The sequence below is a fragment of the Streptomyces sp. NPDC001450 genome (assembly GCF_053597295.1).
In genome coordinates this window covers 1-2,264 of sequence record NZ_JBSFHY010000132.1, presented here as the reverse complement: position 1 = coordinate 2,264, position 2,264 = coordinate 1, and the positions used below count along the sequence as shown (strand labels likewise).

Below are 2,264 nucleotides of genomic sequence, written 5' to 3'. Positions count from 1 at the left end.
ACGCAGGCCGCCGCGGGTGTGGCGGGTGTCATCAAGATGGTGCTGGCCATGCGGCACGGGACGTTGCCGCGCACCCTGCACGTGGATGAGCCCTCTTCCCATGTCGACTGGTCGGCGGGTGACGTACGACTGCTCACGGAGTCGCGCGACTGGGTGAGGGAGGAGGACCGGCCGCGCCGCGCCGCCGTCTCCGCCTTCGGGCTCAGCGGCACCAACGCCCATGTCGTACTGGAGGAGTCACTCCCCGCCGACGCCCCGGAACCCCCGGCCGCTCCGCAGCCCCCGGCGGCCGTGGTGCCCTGGCTGGTCTCCGGGCGTAGCGACGAGGCACTGCGCGCCCAGGCCGCCCGGCTTGCCGCGCACATCGAGGCCCACCCCGAGCTGAGCCCGGCCCTGGTCGGACACGCGCTCGCCGCCTCCCGGTCCGCCTTCGAGCATCGTGCCGCCGTGGTCGGCGAGGACCGCGACGACCTCCTCGCCGCCCTCAAGGCGGTCGGCCACGGCGAACCCGCACCCGCCGCAGCCGTGGGTGCGGCCGACTCCGAAGGGGGCCTCGCGTTCCTCTTCGCGGGGCAGGGCTCCCAGCGGCTCGGCATGGGCCGAGAACTCTACGAGACGTTCGGGGTGTTCGCGGAGTCGTTCGACGCCGTCTGCGCCCACCTGGACAACGAACTCGGCCGGTCGCTGCGGGAGATCGTGTTCGGCGACGACGAAGCGGCCCTGAACCGGACCGAGTTCACCCAGCCCGCCCTGTTCGCCTTCGAGGTGTCCTTGTTCCGGCTGCTGGAGTCGTGGGGCGTCCGGCCCGACGTGCTCGCCGGTCACTCCATCGGCGAACTGGCGGCGGCCTACGTCGCGGGCGTGTGGTCACTGGAGGACGCCTGCCGGCTGGTGGCCGCCCGCGGCCGGCTGATGCAGGCGCTGCCCGAGGGCGGCGCCATGGTCGCGCTGCAGGCGGCGGAGGAGGAGGTGCTGCCGCTGCTCGCCGGGCGGGAGGCCGAGGTCGGCATCGCCGCGGTCAACGGGCCGCAGTCCGTCGTGGTCTCCGGCACCGAGGACGGCGTCTCCCGGATCGCCGGGCACTTCGAGACCGCCGGACGCCGGACCACCCGGCTGAGGGTCAGCCATGCCTTCCACTCGCCACTGATGGAACCGATGCTCCGGGACTTCCTGCGCGTCGCCGAGAGCCTCACCTACCACCGCCCGCAGATCCCGGTCGTCTCCGATGTCACCGGCGCCCTCGCCGACCCCGGCGAACTGTGCGCGGCCGGCTACTGGGCGGCCCACGTGAGGCAGCCCGTACGCTTCGCCGACGATGTGCGCCGCCTCAAGGAGCATGGCGTCACCCGCTACCTCGAACTGGGTGCCGACGGCACCCTCACCGCGCTCGCCCGCACCTGCCTCGCCGACGACCCGGCGGCCGGACCCGGCCCGCTGCTCGTCCCCCTGCTGCGCAAGGACCGCCCCGAACCGGCCGGTCTGTACGGGGCCCTCGCCCGACTGCACGTCCACGGCGTCGACGTCGACTGGACCCAGGCGTTCGGTGCAGCCCCCGGCACACCGGCGGTGGACCTGCCGACGTACGCCTTCCAGCACAAACGCTACTGGCTCGACCACGGCACCGCGGCCGTCGCCGGGGCCGTGGAATCCGCCCGGACCGCGGCCGACACCGCCGACGACCGTTTCTGGGAGGCCGTCGAGTGCGAGGACGTCGACGCGCTGACGCAGACCCTGGGCCTGGCCGCCGAGCAGATCGGCGCGGTCGTACCGGCACTGGCCTCCTGGCGGAAGCGGCAGCAGCAACAGACCGCCGTCGACGCCCTGTACTACCAGGTGGTGTGGAAGCCCGCCGCGACCGAACCGGCCGCCCCCGCCCCGGACTCCGTTGGCCGCCGCTGGCTGCTGGTCCTTCCCGGCGACCCGGAGGGCGACGACCCGACGGTCACCACCCTGACCGCGGCGCTCGGCGGCCCGGACCGCGTCGCCACCGTCAAGGTGACCGGCGGCGCCCGTACGAACCGTGCCGCACTCGCCGACCGGCTGCGCGAGGCGACGCAGGGGAAGCCCGTCGACGGCGTCCTCGCCCTTGCCGGACTCGCCGGAGCCGACGCGGACGGCCTGCCGCTCGGCCCCGCCGCAGTGGCCGCACTCATCCAGGCGCTCGGGGACGCGGGTGTGGGGGGCCGGTTGTGGGTGTTGACGCGGGGTGGTGTGTCGGTGGGCCGTTCGGACGGTCCGGCTGATCCGGTGCAGGGTGCGGTGTG

General features: G+C 74.3%; 1 protein-coding gene. It reads left to right on the top strand.

Annotated features, from left to right (window positions below; all coding sequences use genetic code 11):
- Positions 1-2,264, top strand: a 2,264-nt coding sequence (locus tag ACWC5O_RS45320) for an acyltransferase domain-containing protein (RefSeq protein WP_450781375.1), incomplete at both ends; no start/stop codon positions are given.